General features: G+C 52.9%; 20 protein-coding genes. 6 read left to right on the top strand and 14 right to left on the bottom strand.

The genetic code is table 11. The features are described 5' to 3' along the window. Positions 1-2: 2 nt before the first annotated feature. Positions 3-389, top strand: a complete 387-nt coding sequence (locus J2I46_RS30920; protein WP_207332978.1) for a hypothetical protein — start codon at positions 3-5, stop codon at positions 387-389. An 80-nt stretch (positions 390-469) separates the two neighbouring features. After that, on the top strand, positions 470-808 hold the full coding sequence (locus J2I46_RS30915; protein WP_207332977.1) for a hypothetical protein: 339 nt from the start codon (positions 470-472) through the stop codon (positions 806-808). 390 nt (positions 809-1,198) lie between these two features. Here the strand turns inward: J2I46_RS30915 and J2I46_RS30910 are convergent, their stop codons facing one another. Beyond that, positions 1,199-1,828, bottom strand: coding sequence for a response regulator (locus J2I46_RS30910; RefSeq protein ID WP_207332976.1), 630 nt, complete (start codon positions 1,826-1,828; stop codon positions 1,199-1,201). Further along, on the bottom strand, positions 1,791-3,719 hold the full coding sequence (locus J2I46_RS30905; RefSeq protein ID WP_207332975.1) for a tetratricopeptide repeat-containing sensor histidine kinase: 1,929 nt from the start codon (positions 3,717-3,719) through the stop codon (positions 1,791-1,793). The genes J2I46_RS30910 and J2I46_RS30905 overlap by 38 nt, the downstream gene beginning before the upstream one ends. A 235-nt stretch (positions 3,720-3,954) precedes the next feature. On the opposite strand from J2I46_RS30905, the gene J2I46_RS30900 reads away from it, so the two are divergent. Beyond that, positions 3,955-6,297 carry a BACON domain-containing protein gene (locus tag J2I46_RS30900; protein WP_207332974.1) on the top strand — a complete coding sequence of 781 codons (2,343 nt, stop codon included), beginning with the start codon at positions 3,955-3,957 and terminating at the stop codon, positions 6,295-6,297. Between the two features lie 403 nt (positions 6,298-6,700). On the opposite strand, the gene J2I46_RS30895 is transcribed toward J2I46_RS30900, so the two are convergent. Further along, on the bottom strand, positions 6,701-9,010 hold the full coding sequence (locus tag J2I46_RS30895; protein WP_207332973.1) for a PKD domain-containing protein: 2,310 nt from the start codon (positions 9,008-9,010) through the stop codon (positions 6,701-6,703). Positions 9,011-9,540: 530 nt separating this feature from the next. On the opposite strand from J2I46_RS30895, the gene J2I46_RS30890 reads away from it, so the two are divergent. Further along, positions 9,541-9,750 carry a hypothetical protein gene (locus J2I46_RS30890; protein WP_207332972.1) on the top strand — a complete coding sequence of 70 codons (210 nt, stop codon included), beginning with the start codon at positions 9,541-9,543 and terminating at the stop codon, positions 9,748-9,750. A 21-nt stretch (positions 9,751-9,771) separates the two neighbouring features. On the opposite strand, the gene J2I46_RS30885 is transcribed toward J2I46_RS30890, so the two are convergent. From J2I46_RS30885 to J2I46_RS30835, 11 genes are all read right to left on the bottom strand, one after another. Beyond that, entirely contained in the window at positions 9,772-12,945 is a 3,174-nt protein-coding gene (locus J2I46_RS30885; protein WP_229380044.1) for a class I SAM-dependent DNA methyltransferase, read from the bottom strand. A 623-nt stretch (positions 12,946-13,568) separates the two neighbouring features. Next, positions 13,569-14,174, bottom strand: coding sequence for a hypothetical protein (locus J2I46_RS30880; RefSeq protein WP_207332971.1), 606 nt, complete (start codon positions 14,172-14,174; stop codon positions 13,569-13,571). Positions 14,175-14,619: 445 nt separating this feature from the next. After that, positions 14,620-14,871: a hypothetical protein gene (locus tag J2I46_RS30875; protein WP_207332970.1), complete on the bottom strand. Its 252-nt coding sequence runs from the start codon at positions 14,869-14,871 to the stop codon at positions 14,620-14,622. A 374-nt stretch (positions 14,872-15,245) separates the two neighbouring features. Beyond that, entirely contained in the window at positions 15,246-15,827 is a 582-nt protein-coding gene (locus J2I46_RS30870) for an SHOCT domain-containing protein (RefSeq protein ID WP_207332969.1), read from the bottom strand. Between the two features lie 441 nt (positions 15,828-16,268). Then, entirely contained in the window at positions 16,269-16,685 is a 417-nt protein-coding gene (locus tag J2I46_RS30865) for a type II toxin-antitoxin system VapC family toxin (RefSeq protein ID WP_207332968.1), read from the bottom strand. Continuing rightward, positions 16,682-16,924, bottom strand: coding sequence for a hypothetical protein (locus J2I46_RS30860; RefSeq protein WP_207332967.1), 243 nt, complete (start codon positions 16,922-16,924; stop codon positions 16,682-16,684). The genes J2I46_RS30865 and J2I46_RS30860 overlap by 4 nt, the downstream gene beginning before the upstream one ends. A 106-nt stretch (positions 16,925-17,030) precedes the next feature. After that, positions 17,031-17,690: a hypothetical protein gene (locus J2I46_RS30855; RefSeq protein WP_207332966.1), complete on the bottom strand. Its 660-nt coding sequence runs from the start codon at positions 17,688-17,690 to the stop codon at positions 17,031-17,033. 33 nt (positions 17,691-17,723) lie between these two features. Further along, positions 17,724-17,948, bottom strand: coding sequence for a hypothetical protein (locus tag J2I46_RS30850; RefSeq protein WP_207332965.1), 225 nt, complete (start codon positions 17,946-17,948; stop codon positions 17,724-17,726). Between the two features lie 334 nt (positions 17,949-18,282). Beyond that, positions 18,283-19,194, bottom strand: coding sequence for a replication protein RepA (locus J2I46_RS30845; protein WP_207332964.1), 912 nt, complete (start codon positions 19,192-19,194; stop codon positions 18,283-18,285). A gap of 51 nt (positions 19,195-19,245) precedes the next feature. Further along, a complete protein-coding gene (locus J2I46_RS30840) occupies positions 19,246-19,548 on the bottom strand; it encodes a hypothetical protein (protein ID WP_207332963.1) in 303 nt (100 codons plus the stop codon). Next, entirely contained in the window at positions 19,520-20,182 is a 663-nt protein-coding gene (locus J2I46_RS30835) for an AAA family ATPase (protein WP_207332962.1), read from the bottom strand. The genes J2I46_RS30840 and J2I46_RS30835 overlap by 29 nt, the downstream gene beginning before the upstream one ends. Before the next feature lie 414 nt (positions 20,183-20,596). On the opposite strand from J2I46_RS30835, the gene J2I46_RS30830 reads away from it, so the two are divergent. Continuing rightward, complete coding sequence (locus J2I46_RS30830; protein WP_207332961.1) at positions 20,597-20,950, top strand: hypothetical protein; 354 nt, start codon at positions 20,597-20,599, stop codon at positions 20,948-20,950. Between the two features lie 214 nt (positions 20,951-21,164). Continuing rightward, entirely contained in the window at positions 21,165-21,815 is a 651-nt protein-coding gene (locus J2I46_RS30825) for a recombinase family protein (RefSeq protein WP_207332960.1), read from the top strand. The last annotated feature ends 294 nt before the right edge of the window (positions 21,816-22,109 follow it).

Below are 22,109 nucleotides of genomic sequence, written 5' to 3'. Positions count from 1 at the left end.
TCATGTCAACGCTCGAGAGTAACTGCCGGATGATCAAACCCGAGGCGCTGCTGCGCATGCTCCTCATCCAGACGCCCGACTGCCAGACCATAAGCGATGAAATGCCTGTCTTCTGGATCGATATGCCCCGGGTACTGGGGGACCACTACGCCTTTGGTACCCAGCATAGGTTTGGCCTGGAGGGGAAGCGCCAATCGATGCAGACCTGTATCTCAGTGGCCACCCCGCACACCCAGTACGTCGTGCCCTCGCCGGAGGCCACCGAACCGGTCCTGCTGCTCACCGTTTTTCTAGCTCCCCAGGTCGTCTTTGAACAAATGGATCTGGCTGTTGTGAGTAGCTTAGTGGACCAGATGGCCCGGCTAGACGGAGCTGACCAGACCAACTGATCGTTGCCATGGCGCTGCAAAATTGGCGAAGGCAATCGCCAGCTGCTGTCATTGCACCGTTCATTTTACCTGCTTTACCCATGCCCTACTTGTATCCAGCTGACTGTTTGCTCCCGCTACGGGTGTACCGCGATGAGGACGGTGATCGACACGCCGTCTACCGGCTGCCCGCTCCCCTGCTTTGGCTCATGCAGAAAGACCCTTTTGATCCCCATGCACTGCGAACCCAGGAGCAGGTCTATCAGGTGGATGTCTATATTGGCGTATTGAGTCAGACGACCAGGCCCACGGCGCTGGTCGTCCCGTACGGTCCTGATGGGCAGCCCTGGTACGGCGGGACGCAGGCCTTTCCAGAGGTAGTTTCCTACGTAGGCGTGCTGCACAAACTAGGCTTTGTGCCACTGCTCCCTACTCAATAGCGCTACTTGGAGGCTTAGTACTCCCTTGCCTGCTAGATCCAGGAATGTGCAGCTGATGGATTCCGGTCGGTTCATCTGCCCACGGCAGCATTTGACGGGCACTCTTCCCCGGCGGCCATGTAACAACTGGAGGCCGACTGGACGGCCATCTTAGCCGAGTCGGTCCGGGCAAGCTCTCTGGCCCAGCAGCAAAAAGAGCTGGAGCAGCAGGATGATCTGTTAGATACAGCGCATGCACAGCCGGGTCAGTGGCTTTGATGCCCCTACCAGGCGCGGGATTGTGCAACTGATGCGTTTGGCGTAGTCACGCAGTAGGAGCCATAGTCTACTGGATGCTGATCAGCGTTTGCACTAGCCGACCCTGTTCCTACCTCAGGGGTTTCTACCAGCCTACTCTCCCCAGCCTTGTTGCCGACTAAGGTGCATCAAGTCTACGATGGTATTGATCCCCAGCTTTAGATAGATATTTTTCCGGTGGCTTTTCACCGTCTCGTAACTGATGCACAGATGCGCGGCAATCTGTTCAGCTGATTGACCGGCAACTAGCCCCTGAATGACCTCCTTTTCGCGCCGGGTCAGGGAAAATCCTTTGGTAAAGGCATCCTGCTCCGTCAAGGCCGATTTCTGGAGCTTCGGATCGAAGAAAGACCTACCCGCCAGGGCCGCATCAATACCCTCGAAGAGCACTTCCGAGGGAGAATCTTTAAGCAGATACCCGTTCAGCTGCAGCGACTCGGCTTCTTTGACAAAATGGGTGTGGTTGTACATGGTAATGAGCAAAATCTTTAGATCAGGGCTATGCTGGCGAACGATTCTGGCCGCCTCAATACCGTTGATGCCGGGCATATTAATATCCAGTAGCAGTAGATTGGGGGAGTATTGCTGCACCGCATGCAGGAGCGCACCGCCCTCGAAGGCCTGCCAAACGGCTTTGGCCAGCGGCCGAAGCAGACCGGCGATCGCGTCGTTAAACATGCGATGATCATCGGCGATCAGAATGTTGCTCTGGGCTAAATGCATAAGGAATCTCAATAAGGGTAACCGTGCCCTGGGCACTGGTATCGGTGTGCCAGCGGGCATTCAAATAATTGACCCTTGAAGATAGGTTTTTCAGCCCGATTCCGGTTGATGGGTTTCCACTAGTTGCCGCCGAATGGCCAATGCCGTCATCGTCCACCACCAGGCTAAGGTTGTCAGCGTGAAACAGTAACTGGATAGTAACCTGCTTGGCCTGGGCGTGTTTCTGCACGTTGTGAACCAGTTCGGACACTATCCGGTAAGCTGTCAACTCTACTTCAGGCAGCAGCCGCCGGGGCTGGCCAAACACGGCAAACTGGAAGCGGTCATCATTGAGCGAATCGACTAATTCTTGCAGGCTCTCGATCAGGCCCAGCCGCTCAAAATCGGGGGGCATCAGGTTATGGGCAATACTGCGGATTTTGTCACCAGCCTGCGTGGTGGTGGCAATGATTGAGGCAAGCAGGGGCCGCAGCGCAGGCAGCGAGCTAAGGGCCAACCCCTGATCAAGTTGATGGCGAATGGTGGCAATAACCCCGCCCAGATCATCGTGCAAATCAGCTGCCAGGCGCTTGCGTTCATCTTCCTGCGCGCGAAGAATCCGCGCATTGACCTCATTTCGGATGGTGATGATTTGCAGTTCCGACTCAACCTTTCTGCGCCTGAGCCGGTCGGTATACAGCAACAGGCCCGCTATTCCCAGGATACAAACCAGCACCACCCCTAGCAGCCAAAGACGGGTTTGTTGCACGTCATTCTGATGCTTTAACGTCTGATTTTTCAGGGCCTGAATCTGACTCTCTTTACGGGTAAGCTGGTAGCGATTTTCCATCACGGCGAACTGCTGGCTGAACTCTTCCGATCGGATGGTGTCTTTGGCTGCCTGGTAGCGACGTTGATGGTGCAGGGCTAACTGATAATTCCCGGTCTTCTCGTAGATCTCCGCCAGGCTGCGGTGATAATTGAACTGATCGATGGGGGGACGCTGGTGCAGGATTCGGGCGTACTGATGCAGGTAGTGCAGGGCGGATGAATAAGCCCGCTCTTTTAAGTAATACTGGCTGATTTCGTAGAGAACAATATGGTGGAGGTAAGCCGCATAGGTGCCTTCGTCGGGATTGCTCTGGGCGAAGAAGCGGGTCAGTAGTTGCTGGGCAAGCTGCTGGTGGCCAAGATGCAGATGACAGATAGCCAGATAACCCAGGTTGGTCCGGTTCCCGCTCATCGATGGGTATTGGCTCAGGAGCGGACTGGCCGCGTTGAAGAAACGAAGGGCCTGCTCGTACTGTCCCCTGAGAATATGAAAATCGCCCATAAAATCATAGTACAGATAAATGACTTCCGGATCATGGATCTGCTGCCCCACCTTCAATGCCCGTTGCATATACGCCATTGCCCGCTCCCACTCGCCAGGTGTATTAGTAGGTCGATACACCAGACACGTAGCTAGGTTGATAAGAACCAGGCCCAGTTCATGGGGTAGCTTTTGCTGGATACATACGTTTTCTCCCCGCTGAAGCAGCTGGAAAGCGGTTGAATCCTGACGGCGATTAAAAGCGGCCCGCCCCTGCCGAACCGTAGCAATAGCCAGCCCCTGGGGCCAGGCGCTTCGCCGGGCGACGCTGAACATCGAATCGGCATAGAATTTTTGCAGGTCAACGGTCGGAGAAAAGCGTGAATTGAGCTGCGAGAGGTGATAATAGTACCGGTCAAGCGAAAAAAATAGACTCGTGTCGCGGTGAAAGTTAGCCCCTTCCCGGCTTAGTTCACTGATCTTTTGATGGAGCGAATCAATGGCCTGTTTGCGGGCCGTGGGCACTAAAAAGATGTGCTGCCCAGAACAGGCAGTCCGACTTGTACCAATCAGGATGATTAGGTAGAGCCATAGCTTCATGGCATAGGGGTATGGTGCTACCAACAAAGTAGCTGAATTAGACGTAGCAAAAAAATCCCCCTTCAGGGGGATTGTCCATGGACATGGCTGAACTCAATTTTGTGACAGTCCGCTCTATCCACACCACTTTTCAGCTTCATTACCCCCTAGCCGTTTACTCGTTGCGCAACGAGTACCCATTATTCGGCGAGCGATAGCCCCCCCAACGTCTAACGGGTTTAACCATCCATCTCACATGAAACAACTTTTTCTATTGCTGCTTTTAGTGAGCCCGTTTTTAACCAGAGGACAGGAAATTTTCAATTACAAAAAACTAGTTACGGGAAACCGAACGCTATCAGCCAGTGCCAGCACGATTAACCGGGCCACGGGTGAAGTAATTTTTGGAGGTAGCGATTCAAGAGGGCCATCGACGCCTGGCCTTACCTTCACCTGGATATGGGGCGACGGCACAAGCACCAATGGGTTCTTTCCGCAGACTAAAACGTACAGCGACAAGACAAAGAATTACACGGCAAAAGTTATTGCTAACTACTCTGCCACCGAGAAGGATACAGTTGATATATTAGTTCTTTTTATAAAGCCTACAATAACACCTATCAGTCTCAATGCCGACTACGCTGTTTTTATTCCTAGCCAGGCCATGAGTTTTTCAAGCCACTTCTCCTCAGTTCCTACAAAACCTACTTACTACACCGACGATCGTTTTTTTTCTGGCAACGTTAATAGGGCTGATTTAGCCTATACTCTCTCCGTGTTCAATTCGATTGAAGTGGACATGGCCAATAACGACGTGTATAAACACAATGGAAAGATTCAGCAGTATATGCTTCGGGACTCGACTTTCGGCGGGGCCTACGCCTTGTGGTTTACCGACCCCCTCTCGTTTGCCGTAGGTGATGGCCTGTTGACCAATCTGGATTTTTCTTCTCTGGCCCATGAGCTAGGCCACAATATCACGCTAAACTCACCAGCCAATTACATAATTGGCAGTAGAGTCAGTGGTAACGCAACCTCCATTTTTGCAGAAGCGATGGCCCAGATTTTTCAGCATACGGTAGGGTATGTTGTCCTTAATAATTATGCTCAATACGGTTTCGATGCCGAATACACTAGCTTGATGAAAAATTGGTTTTTAGCTGATTTTGGTACGACCAAGACCTTCTACAATCAATACGTCAACGGAGGTAAGGTGTTTACGTCCTGGAATAATCCGGCAACGCCAGCCGACGAAACGTTATTTACATTCGGAACGATTGCCTATAAGTTTTGCCAGTACGCCGAAGCGCAAAATAAAGGTTATCTGTTGCCCGCTAAACGGCTGATGCAGTTTCTGCAACGCTTCAATCCGGAGTGGCAGCGGCGCTACGATCAGTTCAACAATAATTCGGCCGCCGATTCCTTCCGGGCGACGATGATGGTAGCCGCCCTGTCAAGTGCTTTCCAGACCGATTTGCGGGCCGATTTCCGGGCGTTAAATTTTCCCATCAGCGACGCGGATTGGGCCTTTTTGAGTCCTGACTTACTGACCGTCTCGGAGAGCGCGATCAACCTACCGGCAACGGCCAGCAGCACGGCTTCGTTCAGTGTCCTGTCGACGGCGGGCAATTGGAGCGTCACTAGTTCGCAGACCTGGTTAACGCCCAGCGTGACGACAGGCTCGGGCAACCAACTTGTTAGGCTGATTACGGCCGCCAACTCAGCAGTTGCTTCCCGGACGGCAGTTGTGACAGTTTCTGCTACAGGTTTTACAGATAGAACTGTTGCCATAACGCAGGCGGGCGTAGCTCCGATGCTAACCACATCGACTCAGAGCCTGTCTCTACCGGCCAATGGAGCTACTGCTGTCTCCTTTAGCATCACTGCCAATGTGAGCTGGTCAATCAGCAGCTCACAGCCCTGGCTGACACCCTCAAGCGCGTCGGGGTCGGATAGTCAGGTGATCACTCTGTCAGCAGTAGCCAATTCAACGGCGGCGGTACGCCTGGCGACATTGACCATTACAGCCGCTGGTCTGCCTAATCAAACCGCAACGATTGTTCAGGCGGGCCTACCCCCTACATTGGCTACGTCTGTTACAAGTTTGACGGTAGACGCCGTAGGGGGAAGCTCATCCTTTGACGTCATATCCAATACAAGTTGGTCAGTTAGCAGCTCGGTGGCCTGGTTAATTGCCTCGCCAGCATCAACTTCTGGCAACGCGCCAGTTACCTTGACGGTGGGGGCAAATACAGTACCTGATTCACGAACGGCCACTATTACCTTATCCGCTACCGGTATTCCCGTTCAGCTTGTTACCGTAGTGCAACACGGCGCTGTTATTACAGGGCTTAGTACTCCGTGGCAGGAGGTAGTACGAATTTACCCTAATCCCGTCTCAGATCAACTACATATCGACGGGGTACCGCCTGGTTCCACCATTTTACTCTATGATAGTGGCGGGAAGTTACTGCACCAGCAAAACAGCGTATCCGGCGTAAATAAGCTAGCTACTGATAGCTTGCCTGCGGGGACCTATTACTTACGGTTGCAAAGCGATTACAATACAGCAGCTGGACGATTCGTCAAAGTACCGTAAAGAATAAATAGAGTATCAGTTTGAGCTGTTTCTTGCCTTTCAGTCTTAATTATTCGTAACTGTTCAGGTAAACCACTAGAAGCTATCATTTAGAACGCTGGCCAATGCATCGACCACGTTCCGATCCTGCTTTCTAATTGTGTAGACAACGCCCAAAACACGGGCATATATAGCTGCCTTACTCTTCGTCCGAAAGCAGCCTATCACTTGCTATCTGATCTTTACGAGCTGCAAATCCCGTTCGGCTTGGTGGTTGTGAAAGATGCGCCTACCTCGAAGGCTAACGTCCTTTCACTATTACTTTTCAGGACTATGCTAAGCTGCCTATCAGCTGATTGACTACGTTTAGCCTATGTAAAAGTATACACCGACCTATACTGAGTAAGACCACAAAAGGGTTAAATTATTTATTACTAAAAAAGCCATCAGTAATTTTAATGAATTCCTTGCTGGAGGGATCACGAGCATCAAAGGAGAAAGTTCCTTCTATGATATTTTTGGTCATATCTAAGTAAGTTATCTTAAACTGGCCACCACTTAGGCTTCCGTAACTTTTTTGTATGATACTTCCATCTGGAGCTTTTGTTTTAATCCAAATCGATGCTCTCCAGTTCAGAGGATACATAAAATAATCATCAATCAAATAAGTTCCGATTTTATTAGTAAAGTTAGCAACTTTATCAATGACAATGGCGTATTCTGGATTAGTATTAACCTTTGAATTGAGGCTCACTTTATAAATTATACTAGCCCCACTCATGTTTACTGGTTCTGCAGGCACATCAATCTTAGTGCCATTCAAAGAAAAGAAAATCTTATTGACTGAAGTTTCGTAGTTGATTTTTACGTCCTTTTTAAAGACATACTCTTCACCTGACGGGCGTAATATTGTTAACTTAATGGTATAAGTCCCAGTTTTGGTAAACGTATGTTCTGCTTTATTGTTTCCACTGTAGGTTAGCCCGGATGAACCATCACCAAAATTCCAGGAGAAAACAGTACCAGAAGGAAATGTGTAATTCCCCTCCATTATAAATCCGTATGATTTATTGATGACCCCCGGATTTTCAATTGAAATATCCTCCAATGCCTTGATAGTTAATTTTTCCGCCTGTACCGTATACCACGTTACACCGGCCCACTGGAAACCTTTAGAGGTTGGCTCATTTCCTGCACAATCTCTTGAGGTTGTTGCCGTTGCCAGTATTCCTATTTTCCGTGTCCCGTTAGGTATCGAATATATTTTTCCTACAGTATCTTCGCCCAGTGGACTAACCTTGTTACTGGCATCAACTGCGTATAATCTGGCTTTCGTACTTTTGTTAGGATTAGACAAGGAAAAGTCAGAAAATATTAATAAATCATTCTTGAATTTTGTCTTTTTATTTTCTGTTATTAATTCATACGAGGAATAATCCGGAAAACAGCCCTGGCCAATAGTTCTGTTTTCTACTTCTTTCCATTTCTCTTCTACGGGCTTATAATCTATTTCGGGAATGAGATAAAATCCGTTGTAAACGGAAGGCAAATCGTTCAGATTCTGGGTTGCCAAATAATCCTCAAAAGTAAAATTTGAAAATTTTAATTCTGATACTTCTGTTTTATTAGGATCTGCCACCAGTAAGCCATTGACGGTCTTTCCAACAATCAAGATAGCGTGACTGCCTGATCCATCCTTTCGATTTATAAGCATATAATCAGGCTTGGCATTTTTATTGTACTTGAAGTAGAATGCCATATTGTAGTAGGTATAAGCATCAGGTATAAATCCAATTATGTTTTTATAAAAATTTGATATTAATGAAGATTTGACTACTTGAACCATTGACGCAAACTTTATCCCAGTATCATTGAGCCCCCAATATCTATTTTTTACAAATAGATCATCCGGCTTTTCAAAATAAGGATTTGATAGTGTTTTATCTGTTCTCAAAGACCCATTACCTGATTGATTTCTTTTGTAATTAAAATACCAAAGCGACGTCACCGCCATACCCGAGCACAGGCCATCCGGATAAGCATACGAACCATAGTTAGGAAATCCCCAGTCATCAACGCCTGGCTTAAAACCGGTGTTATATTTGACCGCATTCAAAATATCGGTCCTGCTTGATACAACAAGCAGTTTTCTCCCTTTCTCTATGCCTGTTCGTCCACCTTTCGCTGGCGTAGTCTGGGTAAAATGCGACGCGTCGACGGTGATCTGACTAGGCAGCAAATTACGGGTGGGCAAAACAGAAAAATCACCCGTATCGTCGAACATAAAAACGCAGGCCTGGTGATTAGCTGGTAATTGGATTGGTATGCTGATCGACATAGGTAACTGGGCAAAATCGCCGCCGTTTTCTACGGTAATCAGCGGGCTTAGCGCCGTAAAATCAGGGCCGAAATCATGTTTTTGAAGCGGAGCATAGGAGACGTTGAAAACTCTGTTCTCCGCGTAAGCACCCGATGGGACCTCGATTTTAAAGCCGTTCAGCGGTGAAGCTGGATCGCTGATTTGCACCACCCCCCCACGGGCACCGATTTGCTGAGATACGCCCGCCTTAGATTCCCCAACCGTTAGTTGACCTATCTGCGAAGGTGTTTCTACGACGTCCGGGTCAGTTGAGTGCTTGCAATTCGTCACTGAAACAAAAAGCAGAAAATAAACAAAGGCCAACCGCCACGGGCGGGGTCTTATAGCTTCAGGACTAGGGAACAGCTTGTTCATAACGGTGATGCATAGACGTGACTAGCAAAGAATACGTGTGGATTGGTTCAGACAACGTGTTTGCTTTGACAGTAAAATTCAACAACCCAACGAGTCAGCTAGCAGGTAGGGTAAGCTGATTGATCCTGCAAAGTTGAACAGGAGGACTCTGGTCAGCAATCCCCCTCGAGGGGGATTCTTCTATGGTTAGCCATTCAGCTAGTTTACTCCTATCGCGCCATTCACAGGCTGTGCGAAGCTGGCTCTAAATTCTTCTGATTGACGCTAAACAGGGAATTTGCCTGGGTTAACCTATCTGTTCGGCAACGAATTATCAACCGCTCGTAAGCAAGAATCCATTGCTGCAGGTAAGCGCCCCGCCGAGTAGCAAGCTTATATGGTCCTTAAGCTGCCTGCTTGACTTGCAGATTAGCCGGTAGCCAAAGGATTGGCCGCTCGACTGCAGCGCAGGGGCCGATAGGGTATACTGGAGCCCTGATCCTGCGCCCTGCCCTGCCGCCGAGCGGCCAAATAAACTACGATAGGTAGCGATGTATTCTACTACTGATTTGCCCCTGGGGGAAAAGGCCCTGCTCTCCTTCAAACTTTACGAGTTTGCCGATCGCAGCAGCTCTTCTCCCTTTTGCCTGGACGTATGGGTCGAGCGAGAATCGGTTCTGGGTGGCCGCTACGGCTACGAGACCAGCCTCCGCTTTCAGCTTGGGCACGGGCTACTTACAAGGCGGTATAGCGTGCACTAGTGGCTGTAGTTTTGCTTTCCCCTATAGTGCATAGGTCCCTTCAGGCGTTAGCCGCACTAAAGCCAGTGAGGCTAACGTGTCCAGCAACGGCTGCACTTTCTCAGGGCGAGTCCGCTGGAAATAAGTGGCCACTTGCTTGGTACTAATGGGAACACCCGCCTGCTGCACCGCCTCCCGGACGGCCTGCATCTGCTGGGCTAAGGCTTTAGGCCACACCTGTTGACTGGTAACCGGCGCACTGATTGCAGGAGCGGATCCAGGCAGATCGATACCTAACTGCTGCTGACTTGCAGCCGCACTTCCTGGCCGCTGATACGAGGGACGTAAAAAGCGAATTAGTCCGGCTGCTTCTTCAGCTGCCCGCTCCTGATTTAGCCCTACCAGGCGAGTCAGTATATCACCTTCAGGCAAATCATATGGCCAGCCGTAGGCATCAGCCACGGCTATGTCTAGCTGCTGATGCAGACTGAGCACCAGTGACGCCAGTCCCTGCTGGTTGATGATCTGCTCTTTTGAACTTAATACTTCACCCAATCTCAGTTTTTCGACCACGTTATAGAGATCAGTTAGGGTAAGTGCTGGATGCGCGGCTTGTTGGCGCTTGCGGTGGGCGTCTAGTTGTTCAGCCAGCTCCCGAATGCGGTGTTGCTGTTGTAGCGTCGCATTAGGAAAAGGGAACGTTTGAAAACAACGCGAACTGTTATAACGCGGGTCATTCCCCATTCCCATTCGACCACCAGTAGACAAAGCCCATGCTACATGCAATCGACTAGACAGAACTCCTAAATGAAATGCATCATCAGTTGCTATTGCCACCAGCATGTGATCGGGAACAATCTCTACTTCTAGAAATTGAAACAACCGGTGTTTTGCCGTTTCGGGAGTCGCTATAAACCGAGTTATATCCTGTAGGGCATTTCTCAGCCCCTTGCGGGTTTCGCCAAATTCCCACCAGATCTCCTTTAACTTTTTACGGTTGTTGAGATCGCGTTCCGGTTTGACATAGGTAAAAACGTGCTGGTATAGCTCTGGGAATTGGCTAATGACTTCTGACTCGGTCAGGCCAAATAGATCGATCAAATACACGCCACGGGGCCGGGCAGCTAAATCTTTTCCATTGCGGTAGGGCCGAATGCGTTTTTCTAAACCGGGCTTACTGCCTAATCCTATTTGCCTAGCTTGCTCCTGCGAAACGATGAATCCAGAACCGGCCAGCATCATCCCGTTACTGGTAATACCCGTGTTCGCTTTAAGCACCTTCGCTCCTGCTACATCAGCGCCAACTGTGAGATCAGCGTTGATAGTGCCGCTAACCTCGGTTAATTCTACTTCGTGGCCGTCATCAGTATCAGTGGCCATTTCGCGGCTTACCCTTAGCAATTTACCCGGCAGTGACCCCGCCCGCGCTACGCTCATCGCTATTCGTACGGCCGCTCCCTGCGCACTGTCTACCCACGGATGATCAGGGATAGCAAATGTTAGCGATAAGGGCGTTTCTCCATCCAGGTGATTTTGAATAACACGCCTGTTAAAAGTCTGCGTGATTGAGTTGGTCGTAATGAAGCCGAACGCCTCAGTTTGGTTCTGGCTAAGAGTTTGGGCCGCTTTTTCCCACCAGTACATTACTAGATCAGCCGACTCAGGCACAAGGCCTTTGTAGGCCTTACGTAGGGCATCTACGTAGGCATCGCCCAAAGCTCCTCGCATGGCTTTATCACCAACAAAAGGAGGATTACCAATGATAAAGTTAGCCGCTGGCCACTGGGTCGGCCGAGCGTTTTTCAGGTCCTCCTCATACGTCAACACAGCATCCTGCTGGCGAATGTTTTCGTATTCGTCCAATAGCGGCTCAGGGAGCTCGCTCATGCCGTGGGTCCGAAGGTGCCATTGAATGTAGCCGATCTTCAAAACCACATCGGCAATGGCCGCCGCGCGGGGATTGAGCTCCAGACCCAGCAGCTGCCGGGGTGAAATGGTCGTGCCGCCGCTCAAATTAAGCAGGGCCGTTTGACCGTAGGAATTAATGGCCGCCAGCACTTCTCCCTCCAGGCGCTTGAGGTGCTCCAGGGTCACGTACAGAAAATTACCCGACCCGCAGGCTGGATCCAGGATTTTAAGGCTCGTCAACCGCCGCAGAAACAGCTCCAGCTCGGCGCGGGCCGCTTTGTCCTTGCCCTCCCCCAGCAGCTGAGCGGCCGCCGCCTGGGCCGCTGCCCACTCCCGGCGCAGGGGCTCTAATACCGTAGGCAGCACCAGCCGTTCGACGTAGCGGCGAGGCGTATAATGCGCCCCCAGGCTGTGACGCTCGCGCGGATCCAGCGCACGCTCCAGGAGCGTGCCGAAAATGGCGGGTTCGACGGCCGTCCAGTCCGCCTCCGCTGCCCTAAGCAGCAATGTGATCTGATCCCCCGAGAGAGGGAAAGCCTGGGCCTGGTGAAACAGCTTCCCGTTGAATTTTCGCAGCCGCGCCTTTAGATCCGGCGAGAAGCCGCCCGTATCCATGGTTTGCCAAAGGGCTTGCAGGGCATCGGGTAATAACGCGCGCAGATCTGGCTGCGCGTACTGACGCAACATGCCGGTGAAGGACTCTTTAGGAATCAGGCCCACATCTTCGGAAAACATGGTAAACAAACAGCGCATCAGAAACTGAGCCACCAAATCCGGCGGGTGTCCGGCTCCTTCCAACTGAGCAGACAGCCGGGCCAAATACCCAGCCAGCTCCCGGGTCACGCGGCCCGAGTGGCGAGCCGGATCCAGCTCGCCAGGATCTGTCCAGATTGCTCGGAGCAGCGCCCGGGTCTTTTCATCAGCTAGTTTGGCTAGGGGGAGTCGGTAGCGCGTCTGATCAGGAAAGGGCACGTACTGCTCACCTACGCCCGAAAAGTTGCTGTACACATCGATGCAATAGCCCACGTCAGCTACCAGTACAAATAGCGGCCGGGGCTCTTCAGCCGGTAGCGCCCGCACGTAGCCCAGCGCCTGCTGGCGGGCGGTCTGCATCATCTGCTCCCATTTGGCCGTACCCCGCAGGGCGTGGCCTTTTCGGCGCTTTTCGGGTGGTAGTCCCAGCTCTGATCGTTCTAGTGCTTTTTGCTGGTCAGGGGTCTGGGTGCCCTGCTTGGTTTCCAGCACAAAGCAGCCCCGCTTGTAGAGGTCAATCCGGCCGGTGGAGAAATGGTCTCCGTTTCGTTCCAAAGTAGGAGGAATAGCAGTAGCTTAGCTACTGCTATTCCTCCTACTTTGGAACGAAACGGCCCGCTCGAGCACATAATTATCTTGACTGGGATCGTCAGTGGTGGGGTCGGGCCGGGCCACGCCGATCAGATCACAGAGGTCCGCAAAAAACAAGCCGTAGTTAGCACGTTCAGCACCGCCTGCTGGTCTCCAGCGGGTTTCAAAGTCGAGATAAGTCACGGCAGCATAGCGTATAAATCAATAGGTTAAGACATCCTCTCTTCCTACCTACCCTAGACCCAGGCTTTTTTCCTGTTCCAGTGGCCGAACGGATTTTGCGCAGCCCGTAGTGATATTCGTTTGTTGAGTAGTAAAATAAAAAACAAAGGATTGTAAGAACGCTATGTTGCGACTTAACCAGTTGAGGCGGTTAAGCTAACCGTTCTCAATCAGCTTGTAACCTCTGCGTCTCAGGATTGCTATTTCGACTAAAGGAGACTGGATCATGCGCTTATGTAGCTTAGTGGCGCGAATATTTTCGACAGCTTGCGTTTAACAGCCAGCGCTGCTGACTAGCAAGTAGAGCATTTAACGGTATAAAAGCTCGGCCATTTGATCAAGCTCTTAGGGCGTGAACAACACCGCTACTGAGGCATGGCCACAATGATCACCTCTTTATCCGTCAACTGGTCCAGTGGACCTGACGCTCCCGCCAGGGGAATGGCGATCCCACCACCTTTGATCTTCTCGTAAAACACGCGTGAGCTTCGGCGCATGGTGCTCTCGTACACGGTGGGCCCAGAAGCTGTAGCTAGGGTAAACTCGTAGAGGTAATCCAGGGCGCGGGCGCTCACCGCCCGGGTGAACCTGGGCACCAGGGCCGTCTTGTTGTGATAATACGAATAGGTCAGGGTGTACTGATCCTTGCCCGTCTCTTCGATCAGGAGCGCAAAGTTGTTTATGTCCAGCTTGTTGATGCCGGGCCGGTAGTTACCCGGTGTAGGTGTTCTGGAGTACAGCGTATCTCCGCCGACGATGTAGGCCGTTACAATGTAGCGATCCAGCACGTCCCCCGTGGCGCTTTGATACTTGCTTTGCGGACGCTGGTTTTGCTGCCCCGGGGTGGGCGTAACGGGTAGAGACGTGACGGGTGGAGATATAACGGGCTGCACCTGGGCCGGTGGCAAGTTGATCTCTATCCGGCAGCCCAGCAGGGTTGTGAGCAGAGCGAGTAGCAGTAGTTTGTTCATACGTGAAACGTTTACTCTGGTTGAGTTGTGACCCTAATCAAGGGCTAAGTACGGACAAGTTAACTTTATTGCCAAGAAATAGTACACACATCTGACCTATCGGTAGTCTAATCAAAATCGCCCCTACACCTTGCCCACTCAACGCTGAGCAGGGTGTAGAGTCAGGGTTCACCCCACAACCGCTAATAGGCATCTGTGAGCTGCTTCAAGCGCTCTACGTTCCTTCCTTTAGCGATTACCGCCCGTAGCTTCCCCGCCTGTTTAGCCAGCAGCCTGGGCACCTCGCCGACAGCCATATACACACTGTCCTTTGTCTAGCCCTCGGCGAGCATGAACGTACCCTTGTCTGGCAGTCTGGCAGTGGTTTTGGCCGACACATAAGAGAGAATAGCCGTTTGCTGCCTCGAAACAGCCAGCTTGCTGCCCACCAGCACTTGAAGCCGATTTAGCTCCTCCTCTCCGCATCCTGAACCCGGTACTGAACCGAGCGCACAATGCCATAGATACTGAAATGCTTTTTGATGGCCCGGACCGCTTGGGCTGATTCACCCGGTTTCAGCTCCTGGGCCCTGACCAGTACGCTGGTTACCCGGCGGGGATACTCCCACCGGGCGGCCAGTACGGCCGTATCCGTTTTTAGCCTCTCCACTACGTTTCCCGAAATAAGCAGCAGGAAGGTCGCTTGCTTTACTTCCATGTTCTACTAACAGCGTTACGGGCCAGGCCCACTTTGAATACCTCTCGCAACTGGCGGGCCAGTGCTGCGCTACTCAAGGCCGTCAACGGAGCTATATACTACCTGCTGGATCGATTTAATAGAACCTTAGGAAGACCTGTGCTTTCGTAAACTATTTGTCTAAGGCTTTTACCGGCCAACGGCTAGCCATGCGCTGCCGGAAGAGCGGGGAGCACAACGCGCCTTGGCGGATTGACACCAGTACATAAGCAGGCTACTGGCCGGTCTTATGCCAGCCTTTAACATACCTCCTCCAGCATCGCCCCGGCCCAATGCCCCCTCTCTAGCGAGTCAGCAGAAAGGCCTACCGCAGGCGGTTACCAGGTGAAAACCCGTTAGTGGTCGAGGAGCTTTTTTTTCTGGGCCTCAAATTCGGCCTCCGAGATGGTTCCCGCCGCCAGCTGGGCCTTCAGCCTGGCTAGCTCCCTGGCCGCTACCACGGGCAGCGCCGGTGAGGCCTGGGCCGAGGGACGGTACCTAACCGGTGGAAGCAGCTCCCCCGCTTTGATGGCGGGCTCAATGGCCAGCTGGTAGCTCTGGCCACCCGCCGCAAAAAGTCCGTACAGGATTGATTCACCAGCCTGATTGGGCGCTATAGTCAGCTCATCAACAATGACTTCTTTGCCCGAGTAACCAGCCGCCAGCAGCCCCGCCTTGGCGCGGCCCTTGGTGCCCTGAGGACGGGCATAGGCGTGAACAAAGGTTTTATCGGGCCTGGCCCCCCTACCCAGCTGTAGGGTGTCTCCCTGATGAATAACCCAGGCGTCGATAGGCGTCTGATAGCCACTGGCCAGCTGAGCGTTTAAGGCTTGCCCCTGCCGGGCAACTTGCTCGCCTGTCAGTGGTTTTGGGGCTACCGATTGGGCGTGGACCGGGCAGGTAACCAGGCCCAGTAGTAACACTAGAAGGATCTTCATATCAAGTAGCGATAAGGCCACAACCGGTAGTAGCGCCTGTAGCTTTGGGGTTAATGCGGTACCGGCTGGCCAGGTCCTGATTAAGTGCCAGGCCGGATGCCGCTTACCAAGCAATCAACCCATCCACGCCTGAAATGTTGGCTAACGCCCTCCCCCTGTCAGGGCTACCTGCCAGCGCACTCAAGGCTGCTGACCCATAACCTTGCGGATACCCTCCGGCTACTCGCAGCGCCGAGGCATTCGTCTCCATTGAGGGCACCATCGATCAGAGCCGGGTAGGCAGCTCACCAGTTGGTCGTAGTTGATACCGGCCCGCTGATGAGTACCGCCTTGTTTCCTCAATCCGTACAGCGTACGGGTTTCTCATTAGGAGTAGGCTAAGGACGTCCTCCTGGTCTACTGGCTATTAGTAGCCGTTACTTGCCCCAGGCAGGGCGTGCGCTAGGACTGGTCAACCCAGTTCTCCAGCTCAATGCCTGCCAAGTCGGCAAAGTGTTTGGTGTTGCGGCTGACCAGCGTTAACCCGCGCACGATGGCCGTAGCGCCAATGAGCAAATCAAACTCATCAACCGTTCGGCCACGGCGTCGAAGAGCGACTTTTTGGCGGGCATACTCGGGCAGGGCCTCCCCGATGCGCAGAATACGCCCCTCAAACAGGGTTTGCAACACCTGGAGGTTTTGCCGGTTTTGCGCCTGGCGCTCCGGGGCGCTATTCTCCACCCCAAACAGCAGTTCGGCAATGGTGATCTCGGAGAGAAAGCACGAGCGGACCCCCAGCCGGGCAATTCGCTCTTTGATGCCGAATTCCCCCTTGATCAAATGAACGCAGATATTGGTATCAAGCAAATAGCCGCTCATAGCTCCTGCTCACGGGAACGAAAGTGCCGGGCCGTCTGAAGCATCGCCGCCAGCTGCTCCCCTGATTCCTCACTTTGCCAGCCGCCCGCCAGTTGCTCCAGCAGGGCATTCTCCTGGCTCTGGCTCAGGGCCATCTCCTGGTGGTCCTCCTCAATGCGCAGGCCCAGGCGCTGGGCCAGACTTTTGAGCAGGGCAAAATCCGTATCGTCCTGGGTCTGTATGGTGATGGTATGCGTCATAAAAGGAGGGGTTTGCGCTATGAGCAGTAAACCTATTTTACCTCTGCCCTGTTCCAGCGCTCCCTTAGAAGGAATACCCAAAAGCCCCGGGCGTCAGGGGCCTGGGTCAGGCGGTGGTCTTACCCCCGCTCCCGGCCATCAGCCAGGCGTTATAATCCTGGTGCCCCTGCCACTTGTGATCGATATCGCCCGTTTGCCAGCCCTGGGCAATGGCCCAGGCCAGCAGCGTCTTTTTGACCCGCTGGGCTCCCGGATCCGCCTGCGAGCAGAGGATCAGCGAGCCAGGAGGCTGAGTGGCCAGAAACTCGGTGGCCCTGGTGGTCATGCCCGTGCCGTTTAAGATCAAATAATTAAAGGTACCCACCGGGGGCCGGTCTACGGTGAGAAAACTGCCAAAGTCGGGCATTCCCTCAAAACAGAGCCAGGCCGCCGTGGGGCTAAGCGTAAACGCACTGATGTCTTTGGGTCCCACGCTCAGCTTGCGCCATACAGTCCCCCTTAGCGGGCTGCGCAGCTCAAAGCCCCCCGAGGCATTGAGCAGTCCCAGCCCGTAGAGCAGCGGGCCGCCAGGCGCGTTGGCCGGGGTGAAGTACACATCCGTTAGATAAGGCTTCAGCGCCAGGGGATCCAGCGCCCGGCTGCGCAGAAAGGCCTCGCCCCGCTCATCGGCCATCGGCTGGTGCGACTCCAGCTGGTAAGCAGCGGGGGCTAGGTCTGGAATGGGCCGGTGCTTGATGATAGTGGACCGAACAAGTTGCCCCTGCACGCTCTCCAGAAAGGCCAGGGCCTGGGCGACGCCCTAGCAGGGTCCCAGTAGCAGGGCCAGATCAATGATGTTACCGCCTTGGCCCGTGCCGAAATCAAACCAGGCACGGCCATCACGCGAGACGTGAAACGAGGCGTGGGACTCGGTGCCGTAGGGCCGCTTATACCAGGTATCCTTGGCCGTACGCCGGGTGGGCTGATACCCTAGCTTAGCGAGCAGCTCATTGATGTCCAGCGATTTAGCATCAGAAACGGTCATAAGTAAAGGCAAGCAAAATACTAATCCACAATGCTATTAGTAAAATGCTAATTCATTACTAAATAATGCAATTTTATAACTAAGATTTTAGTTGTCGCGCCTCTTGCCACCCTTTTTTCATTAGCATTTTCCACTGCCTTTTAGCAGTAATAAAGGTTCTTTTCTAATAGTAATCTAAATAAAGGTTTGTGTGAGTAAGTTACGGTGGATAAGCGCCCAAACTGCGAGTAAGTTACGGTGACTTTGCGAGTAAGTTACGGTGGATAACCAGCATAAACGGCTGATAATCAAGACTTATTAACATGTCTGGTGGAGGCAAACCGTAACTTTGTCGTCATTTTAGATCTATTCCATTGATTATCAGCTTTTTAGGTATAGGAGGCAGGCTGAAATGAAGCAGTAACCCTTTAGTCCCCTTCTGCTCTACTTTGGCATCTGTGTACAGGCAATGTACTGACTGCCAAGTCTTTAGAAAATTATAGCGGAAGTCTGTCATGCGTGTGTATTCCTGTCCGAACTGATCTTTCAGCGTTTTCCATGCGAGAAACTGCGGTTTGCCCGGGGGAATGCGGTGCAGCCGGTGGGCCAGGAAGCAGTACAGATCTAGGGCCGTGGCATTATTGGACAGAGCTGCCAGGTGCGTGCGGGCTAGGGGCACCGGGTGATCCGAGAGATGCTTGAAATACTCCTCCGACAGGGTGATCTGGCTGGTCCACTGGTTTCGCTTGGTGCGGGTAATGATGGGCACGGTCTCGCCAGTCTCCTCCTGTTCATCCAGATAAAAGGTACGCAGCACGCAGTTGGACAACCGCTGCATCTGCTCCTGAATGACCGCCAGCTGATTGCCCCCATCAGTCAGGCCAATGTCTTTTAAAAACTTGGCGGGATTATTAGCAATCTCAATGGTGCGCGTCTGACGCTGAATGGCAATTGTATTCAGGTTGGCCAGCAGCACGCGGGCTTTAGGCCCGTAGGGTAATCCCGAGTAGGTCTTCTCCCCTGTTTGCGGATCAGGGAAGGGTTGGGGCGTTATATAGAGCACGAACTTGCCCGAGCGCTGCTCCCAGGTCTCGTGGGGCTCTAGATCGGGCTCCCGGCGCGGAAAATAGGTGTGGCACATGGCCGCCGCCTGAAACAGCATTTCGCGGTCATCGGGCTCCTCCTGAAAGGCTTCGTAGGTCAGCTTTGTCCGCCGTTTGGCAATCTTGGATATATCCTGCTTGGGATCCTGTTTGGGGTCAGCCATGGGTCGTAGGGAGTAGGGATAACGCTGGCAATGAATAGCCCATTATGGGGCTTAAGGCGTTACATTGAATTTCTTACGCTCTTTCTCCATCTTCTCGGCGATGGCCTCCAGCATCCAGTCATGGGTCGATATGCCCAGTTTGGGAGAGGCCAGCTTACGCGGCCGCTTAGCCCGCAGCTCTTCGATGTCTTTAAGCACGCCAGCCGTCAGCCGCAGGTTAAAGTATTTGACCGTATCCTGCGGCTCGGTGATCGGCTCGGCTTTCTGGGTGGTGCTGCCCCCTTTATTGATAACAGCTTCGATCTGGGCCTCGGTGACAGGTTTCTTACGCGGTGGCGGGAGTGTTGTGGCCATGGAGAACGTGAGTGAAGAGTGAGTTGATTTCGGCGACCGCTTTGCTATCGGGCGTCTCGGTTTCAAATACGGCCAGGCCTACGCCAGCCGCGTTGCTGAAGGCTTTGCGGTTGCTGATTGGGTAGGGCAGAAACGTAAGCTGGGCAAATCCGGCCAGGGCCTGGGATACCTCCCGGTTATCGGCGCTCTTGATATCGGCCCGGCTCAGAAACACGTAGGGTATAAGCGGCTCGTTACGCACGGCCTGAATCTCATCGATCAGCTCAATGACCTTATTGATAGTCCACAGATCGAAGCTGCGGGGCGCAAAGGGAATCAGGGCTACGTCGGCCACCGATAGAGCCGCCCGCTGAGAGGTGGTATCCCTCCCACCCGTATCGATGACGATGTGATCGTACTTGACCTTCATCTGCTCGACTTGCTTGCGCAGGTTGGCACCGGTCATGTTGACCAGCGTAAAACCAGTCTGACCAAGGGTCTGCTCCCGCCAGGCCGTAAAGTCACTGGCGGTCTCCTGCTCGTCGCCATCCACCAGCAGCACGTCGTGGCCCTGGCTGACGAGCCAGGCCGCCAGATTGACGGCCAGAGTACTCTTGCCAACACCGCCCTTGATCGAATTTAAAGAGATCACCATATAGATCTGGATTTAGATTGGTATCCGATGCACTAAAGGTAGTAAATCAGATTGTTTCTGCATCAAATCCGAATCTATTTATAATCTATTTTTACATCTATTTTTAAATCTAAAATAGATGTAAAAATAGATGTATTTTTAACAGTTTACTTACTGATAGACAAACATATAAGCTGGTGACTTGTGCTAGTTTTAGTATAAGGTGTAGTGACACTAGCCTGACTAGATAAATAGCTATATCAATCTAGCGGTACGTACCAGGCTAGCGGAACAGGTATTTCGTTAGCTTTCTTGCGGCCGCAAAGCCCTGGGCGACCATTCGTTTACCAATCCGTCTCTTTAAGTGGCAGGGTAGGGGGTCTGGCCAAGGTCATATCGCTTGATCAAACGGTGGCGATTTTGTATATTTAAGTAATGGAATTTGCCCCTGTTGATTTGATCTTACTGGCTATCCTGCAAGAAATGATCGCTGATTTAGCCGATCCAGCTCACCACTACATGATTGCGGCGACCTACTACGAAAGCCAGGGGGAGCGCCAGTACAGGCCGTATCTGTATTTCCACCGCAGCGCCATCGACAGCATTGAGCTTACCCAGCAGGGCATGCTGATCCGCTTACACATTCCCCTCGAATCGAGTGAGCCTTTGCTAATTCCTTACAAGAGGATCTGGCGGATTTCTCATCATAATCAACCGGCTTTCGAACATCAGCACACGATCTACTTCAATGAAGAGGAGATGGAGGCCATGTTCGATCTGCTACCCTGAACAGCTCTGGTCAACAAACTAGCATGGGATTCTGCTACCAGTAAGTAACTGATTTAGGTCATTGTGCCTTCATAACGTTATAAGAACGAGCGTTCTTACTATGTTATAAAACCCATTTTACCCCTACCTTTGCCCGTGGAACACCCCTCACTCCCGCCCGAGCCACACCGACAAGTGTCCAGTAGGGGAGGGGAGAGGCCTGAAATCACCTACCATGAAGTACGTCCCCTACTACCGCGTCTCCACCGCCAGCCAGGGCAAATCAGGCCTGGGCCTGGCCGCCCAGCGCGAGATCGTCACCCGATTTGTCAAACCCCACGATGAACTGCTGGCTGAATTCGTCGAAATCGAGTCGGGCAAAAAGGCCGACCGGCCCCAGCTGGAGAAAGCGATCGCCGCCGCTAAGCAGCAGGGGGCGCGCCTGCTGATCGCCAAGCTCGACCGGCTCAGCCGCAACGTACACTTTATCTTCTCACTGCGCAATTCGGAGGTCGACTTCGTGGCCTGCGATATCCCCGACGCCAACACGCTCACCGTGGGCATCATGGCCGTGCTGGCCCAGCACGAGCGCGAGCTGATCGGCGAGCGTACCCGCTCGGCCCTTCAGGCCAAGAAGGCCCAGGGCCACCAGCTGGGCACCCCCAACCTGACGCCCGCCATCAGTGAGCTGGGCCGAGCCGTGCACCGGGCCAACGCCCGCCAGCACCCGGCTAACGTGCAGGCCGCTGAGCTCATCCGGCTCTATAGGCGGGAGGGGCTCCCCTACCAGGCCATCGCCGATCGGCTCAACGCCATGGGTTTTCGCACCCGGCGGGGTAAGCCCTTTCTGGCCATGAGCGCCCAGCGGCTGGATAGGCCTGCCTGAGCGGCTTCCCCCGGGAAGGCCCTGCCCGGAGCGCCCCTATTGTAGTAACCGCGCCTCGGCCCAGGGGTGACAACGCATCCGGGTTGTCATGGACCTGGCCTGGGCCGCTGGCAGCTGCCTGAAGGGCCTAATCAGGGCACCAATCACCTCTTTACTGACCGGTCACTACTGAAGCAGTTAGGGAACGGTCGGCCCCCGATGTAACCACTCTGTCATATATCACCGGGGAATGGCATTACAATTGTACTTGGCCGGTAGTGCGTGGCGGGGTCCTGTCTGGGATTTGGCCTCCGG

This window comes from Fibrella forsythiae, assembly GCF_017353175.1.
Taxonomy (GTDB): Bacteria; Bacteroidota; Bacteroidia; order Cytophagales; family Spirosomataceae; genus Fibrella; species Fibrella forsythiae.
This window is presented reverse-complemented; position numbering and strand designations above follow the sequence as displayed.